We start from the raw sequence: 6,807 nt of genomic DNA on the forward strand, positions 1-6,807 counted from the left end.
GGTGTCAGGGAGTCGGCAGCACGGTCACGGAGCCGGCGTCACGTCAGAGGTCTTCGAGTTCCTGGTCGACCAGTGCGAAGAGTTCCTCGACGCTCGCCGAGGCGAGTTCGCCGTCGTCGGCCTCCCTCTTCGGGGAGGCGGCCAGGGCGTCGAGGTGCGACAGGAGTTTCCGCAGCCGGGCGGCCACGTCGTCCCGGGAGTCCTCGTCGAAGCGCGCGGCGGACACCGCGGCCTCCAGCCGCTCCAACTCCGCCACCACCGGCAGCCGGGGTGCGGGTTCGTCCAGCGCGAGTTGCTCCCCGATGTGCCCGGCGAGCAGCACCGGCGAGGGGTAGTCGAAGACCAGCGTGGCCGAGAGCCGGATGCCGAGGACGCCGCCGATGCGATTGCGCAGCTCCACCGCGGCCAGCGAGTCGATGCCCAGTTCACGGAAGTTCCGGCCGGGGTCGACCATGCCGGCGCCGGAGTGGCCCAGTACGGCCGCGGTGTGCTCGCAGACGAAGTCCAGCAGTTCCTGCGCCCGCTCTTCCTGGGGCAGGCCGGCGAGCTTGTCGGTGAGGGACGACCTCGAACCTGCACCGCTGCCGCCGGTTTCGGCCTTGCGGCGGTTCGGTACGCGGACCAGATCGCGGAGCAGTGCGGGCACTCCCCCGGTGGCGATGGCCTGCTGCCGCAGCGCGGCGAGGTCCAGCCGGACCGGCGCCAGCCAGGCATCGCCGCCGGTCACACCGGCGTCAAGCAGCGGCAGTGCCTCGCCGACGGAGATCGGCAGCACGCCCGAACGACTCATCCGGGCCACGTCCGCCTCACCCAACTGCCCCGTCATACCGCCGGCCTGGTCCCACAGGCCCCACGAGAGCGAGGTCGCCACCAGGCCATCGGCCCGACGCCTCGCAGCGAGCGCATCGAGGAAGGCATTCGCCGCGGCGTAATTGCCCTGACCCGCACCACCGAAGACACTCGCCGCGGAAGAGAACAGCACGAACACCGACAGGTCCAGCTCCGCGGCCAGCTCGTGCAGATGCCAGGCCGCGTCCGCCTTCGGCGCCAGGACCGTCTCCAACCGCTCAGGAGTGAGCGAACCCACCACGCCGTCGTCCAGGACACCAGCCGCATGGACCACACCCGCCAGCCGGTGCACGGCAGGAATACCAGCCAGTACGGCAGCCAGCGCGTCCCGGTCCGCCACGTCACAGGCCACCGGAGCAGCCGAAGCACCCAACTCACCCAGTTCCGCGACCAGTTCCGTCATACCGGGAGCCTCCGCGCCACGACGGCTCGCGAGAACCAGGTGCCGTACGCCCCACTCACGGACCACATGCCGGGCGACCACACCACCCAACGCACCCGACGCACCCGTGATCAACAACGTGCCCTCGGGATCCCACACCGGCACCCCATCAATGGCTTCGGCCCGCATCAGACGCGGCACGAACACCCGGCCATCCCGCACCGCGAGCTGCGGCTCATCACCGATCCCGACCACCCGGGACACCGCATCCAGGTCATCCACATCCACCAGCACGACCCGGCCCGGCTGCTCCGACTGCGCCGTACGCACCAGACCCCACAACGCCGCCGCACCCAGATCAAAGACACCCTCACCGGCATCCACCGCGACGGCCTGGCGGGTCATAATCACGAGCCGCGAGTCGGCGAACCTCTCGTCCGCCAGCCAGGACTGGATCAACTCCAGTCCCTCAGCCGTCACTCCACGCACCCCGGCCGTGACGGGCACCTCACGATCGGCGGCGAAATGCGCCACCACCAGACGCGGCACCGATCGGCCGGCGGAGACCGCCGAGCCGAGCGCGGCCAGGTCGGGCAGGACCTCGCACCCCTCCCCCTGCGCCCAGCCAGCACCCCGGTCGAGGGCCACCCACTCCCCCGCACCCGCCTGATCCGGCACGGCCACCTGCCGCCACCCCACCCGGAACAACGACTGCCGCGACGCACCCGACCGCCCCGCACCGATCCCGTCCGCAGACACAGGCCGCAACGCCAACGAGTCCACCGATGCCACCGGCCGCCCGGAGCCGTCCGCGACCACCAGCGCAACCTCGTTCGCCCCGACGCCGACCCCGGACACCCGCACCCGCAACGCATCCGCACCCGACGCGAGAAGACGGACCCCGCTCCACGAGAACGGCAGTACCCCCGCCCCACCGTCACTCACGAACTCCCCGAACCCGATCGCGTGCAACGCCGCATCCAGCAGCGCCGGATGAAGACCGAACTCCCCCGCGCTGTTCGGGTTCGCCGTGAGGCGGGCAGACGACCGTCCGGTCCTCCACCTGCTCCTGCTCCTCGTGACGACGGCCAGTTCCGTGTCGTACGGGTCGATGGTGCGTGGCACCGTGAGAACGACCTTGCCTATGTGTCGCGCCTGGCTCAGGTGGCGGAAGGCGTCCGGTGCGCTCAGGAGATCCCAGGTGGTGACCGGCAGTACCGTCAGCGCGCCGTCGTCGAACAGCCGCAGCACCTCCGCGAGCATCTGTCCGACGCGTTCCGGCCCGGCCTCGATCAGGTCGAAGGCGCGGTAGTGGACGCCGGGGTACCGGGCGGCGACCTCTTCCGCGTCACGGATGTCGGTCTTGCCCATCTCGATGAACCGGCCACCGTGGGTGAGCGTCCGCAGTGACGCGTCCACGAACTCACCGGCCAGCGCGTCGAGAACGACGTCCACTCCCCGGCCGTCCGTCGCCTCCAGCACGCGTGGCTCGAACTCCAGGTCCCGCGAGGAGGCGATGTGGGTCTCGTCCAGGCCCTGCGCCCGTAGCGCGTCCCACTTGCCGGTGCTCGCCGTACCGAACACTTCGGCGCCCAGATGCCGCGCCAACTGCACGGCCGCCATGCCCACACCGCCGGCGGCGGCATGGATCAGCACCGACTGGCCCGCTCGCAGGTCGGCCAGATCCACCAGGCTGTAGTAGGCGGTCAGGAACACCAGCGGAACCGAGGCCGCCTCCGCGTACGACCATCCGTCCGGGATCTTCGCCAGCATGCGGTGGTCGGCCACGGCCTGCTGAGCGAACGAGCCGAGCGCCACCCCCATCACCCGGTCGCCGGGCGCGAGACCGGTGACGTCCGGGCCGGTCTCCAGGACGACGCCGGACAGTTCCCAGCCGAGCTTGTCCTTGGTTTCGAGCATGCCCAGAGTGATCAGTACGTCGCGGAAGTTCAGGCCCGCCGCGTGGACCTCGACCCGGACCTCGTTCGCCCGAAGGGGGCGGTCCGTCTCCTCGTACGCCACCAGCGCCAGCGCGTCCAGAGTGCCGCCGCCCGTGGCCTCCAACCGCCACACCGGAGCGGTCGTCTCCGGGGCCGACACCGCTGACACATCGTGTTCGGCGCCGTCGCGGTGGGTGTCGTCCAGCGCGACCTCGGCGAACACCTCCGAGCCGCGCCGCCACACCGACCGCAAGCCCTGGAACACCGGCCCGTACTCGAGACCGCCCTCCGCCAGCCGGTCGTACATCCCGTCCGTGTCCACAGCCACCGCATCCTGGGGCGGCCACACGGCGAAGTCGGCGTCCTCCGCCGGTACGGCGGCAGAGGCGGCGAAGGGGACCAGCATGCCGATCGCGTGCCGAGCCCACGGCTCGTCCTCCACGTCCTCATCAGGCCGGGAGTACACCGTCACCGGACGGCCACCTTGCTCGTCCGCAGCGCCGACGACCACCTGGACCTGCACACCACCACGCTCCGGAAGCACCAACGGCACCTCCAGCGTCAGCTCCTCGACACAGTCCGCGCCCACCTGCTCCCCGGCCCGCAACGCAAGCTCCACGAACGCCGTCCCGGGGAACAGCACAGCACCCTGCACCCGGTGATCCGCCAGCCACGGATGCGTCGCCAGCGACAACCGCCCGGTCAGCAACACCCCGTCGCCATCCGCCAGGGCCACCGCCGCGCCGAGCAACGGATGCTCCGCCGAACCCAGGCCCAGCCCCGCGAGATCACCCACCGTGCGGACGGACGCATCCAACCAGTACCGCTGATGTTCGAAGGCGTACGTCGGCAGGCCCGCCCGACGCGGGCCGTACGGGGCGTAGTACGCGGCCCAGTCCACCGGCACACCGCGCACATGCGCAGCGCCCACGGCCGCCACCACGCTCTCGGCCTCATCGCGCCCGGCCCGCACCGTGGACACAAACTCCGTGCCCCGCGCCTCCTCCCCGACCAGGCAGTCCTGCCCCAGCGCGGACAACGCCCCGTCCGGACCGACCTCCACGAACGTGCTCACGCCTTCGCTCCGCAGACACCGCACCGCGTCGTAGAAGCGCACCGCCTCACGCACATGCCGCGTCCAGTACTCCGCCGACCGCAACTCCGCACCCGCCACCTCACCCGACACCGCGGAGACCACCGCAATGCGAGGCTCGTGATAAGTCACCGTCTCGGCCACCCGGCGGAACTCGTCGAGCATCGGCTCCATGCGCGGCGAGTGGAACGCATGCGACACCGTCAAACGCTTCGTCTTACGGCCCCGCCCGCGCACGATCTCCTGGACACGCAGCACCACGTCCTCGTCACCGGCGATCACCACGGACTCCGGCCCATTCACCGCCGCGATATCCACCGCACCCGAAGGCTCACCCTCGACAAGTCGCCGTGCCTCGGCCTCCGTGACCTGCACCGCCACCATCGCCCCACCGGCCGGCAACGCCTGCATCAACCGGCCCCGCGCCACCACCAACGCACACGCATCCGACAGCGACAGCACCCCCGCCACATACGCCGCCGCAAGCTCACCGATCGAATGCCCGGCCACCACATCGGGCACCACACCCCACGACTCCAACAGCCGGAACAACGCCACCTCGAACGCGAACAACGCCGGCTGCGTGAACTCCGTACGATCCACAAGCGAGGCCTGTTCCGAACCCTCCTCCGCGAACACCACCTCACCCAACGGCCGCCCCAGCCGCCCATCCAACTCCGCGACCACCTCGTCCCACGCCTCACCGAAGACAGGGAACATCTCCCGAAGCCGGCCACCCATACCCAACCGCTGCGACCCCTGCCCCGCGAACACGAACCCCGTACGCCCCCCGGCCAACCCAGCACCGACCCGCACCCGGGAATCCCCACGCCCCTCAGCCAGCGCCTCCAGCCCTGCCAAGAGGTCGTCCGTTGTCCGCCCGATCACCACCGCGCGGTGCTCGAAGCACGAACGAGCGGTGGCCAGCGAGTGGCCCACGTCGACGACAGCCGCACCGGGCTCGGCCGCCATGTGCCCCCGCAACCGTCGGGCCTGGGCGCGCAGAGCATCAGCGCTGCGCGCGGACACCACCCATGGCACCGGAACCCCCTCGGGCACGGGTGCGGCGTCGGGCACGTCCAAGTCGGCGGCCTGTTCGAGGATGACGTGTGCGTTGGTACCGCTGACGCCGAAGCCGGAGACCGCGGCCCGGCGCGGACGCCCGGTCTCGGGCCAGGAGCGGCTCTTGGTGAGCAGTTCCACCGCACCCGCCGACCAGTCGACCTCCGAGGTCGGCTCATCCACATGCAGCGTGGCCGGCAGCACACCATGCCGCATCGCCATCACCGACTTGATGATCCCGGCGACACCCGCAGCGGCCTGCGTATGCCCGAGGTTCGACTTCACCGAGCCCAGCCACAACGGCCGGTCCTCCGCCCGGTCCTGGCCGTAGGTGGCCAGGAGTGCCTGCGCCTCGATCGGGTCACCCAGCTTCGTCCCCGTACCGTGCGCCTCCACCACATCCACCTCGGACGCGGACAGACGGGCGTTCGCCAACGCCTGCCGGATCACCCGCTGCTGGGCGGGACCGTTCGGCGCCGTCAGCCCGCTGGACGCGCCGTCCTGGTTGACCGCACTGCCACGTACGACCGCGAGCACCAGGTGGCCGTTGCGCTCGGCGTCCGACAGGCGCTCCAGCAGGAGCATGCCCGCGCCCTCGCTCCAGCCGGTGCCGTCGGCCGTGGTGGAGAAGGACTTGCAGCGGCCGTCGGCGGCCAGCCCGCCCTGCCGGGTGAACTCGGTGAACACGCCCGGCGTCGCCATCACGGTGACGCCACCGGCGAGAGCCAGGGAGCACTCGCCCTGCCGTAGCGCCTGGGCGGCCAGGTGCAGCGCGACCAGGGAGGAGGAGCAGGCGGTGTCGAGCGTGACCGCCGGTCCCTCGAAGCCGAACGTGAAGGCCACACGTCCGGAGGCGATGCTGCCCGCGTTGCCGTTGCCCAGGTAGCCCTCGACCTCCTCCGGAACCTCGACGACCCGGGCGCCGTAGTCGTGGTACATGACCCCCGCGAAGACGCCGGTGGCGCTGCCGCGCAGGGTCGCCGGGTCGATACCGGCCCGTTCCAGCGCCTCCCAGGAGGTCTCCAGCAGCAGCCGCTGCTGCGGATCCATCGCCGTGGCCTCACGCGGCCCGATGCCGAAGAAGCCGGCGTCGAACTGGTCCGCGTCGTAGAGGAACCCGCCCTCCTGGGTGAGGCTGGTGCCCCCGGCACGCTCCGGATCGAACAGCGTGTCCAGGTCCCACCCTCGGTTCTGGGGGAAGTGGGAGACGGCGTCGGCCTCGTCGGCGACCAGCCGCCACAGCTCCTCCGGCGAACGCACTCCGCCCGGGTAACGGCACGCCATCCCCACGATCGCGATCGCCTCGTACCGCTGCTCCTCGGCCTCGCGCAGACGGCGAGTCGTCCGGTCCAGATCGGCGGTGACCCGCTTCAAGTAGCTGAGGAGCTTTGCTTCGTCGGTCATCGAAAGTCGTCTCCTTGACGAGCGGTTCCATCGGGGCGCGGACGGAGGCGATCAGCGGCCTGGTGATGGATGCGGCG

General features: G+C 71.0%; 1 protein-coding gene. It reads right to left on the bottom strand.

What is annotated here, in order from left to right:
- Positions 1–43 precede the first annotated feature (43 nt).
- Positions 44–6,730 carry a type I polyketide synthase gene (locus SGFS_RS02590; RefSeq protein WP_286247275.1) on the bottom strand — a complete coding sequence of 2,229 codons (6,687 nt, stop codon included), beginning with the start codon at positions 6,728–6,730 and terminating at the stop codon, positions 44–46.
- Positions 6,731–6,807 lie beyond the last annotated feature (77 nt).

Origin of the sequence: Streptomyces graminofaciens, from assembly GCF_030294945.1 — a bacterium.
GTDB lineage: Bacteria > Actinomycetota > Actinomycetes > Streptomycetales > Streptomycetaceae > Streptomyces > Streptomyces graminofaciens.

Bases quoted from the DNA above. Each gene is read 5' to 3' on its own strand.
- SGFS_RS02590 (WP_286247275.1), bottom strand. From the start codon at position 6,730: ATGACCGACGAAGCAAAGCTCCTCAGCTACTTGAAGCGGGTCACCGCC.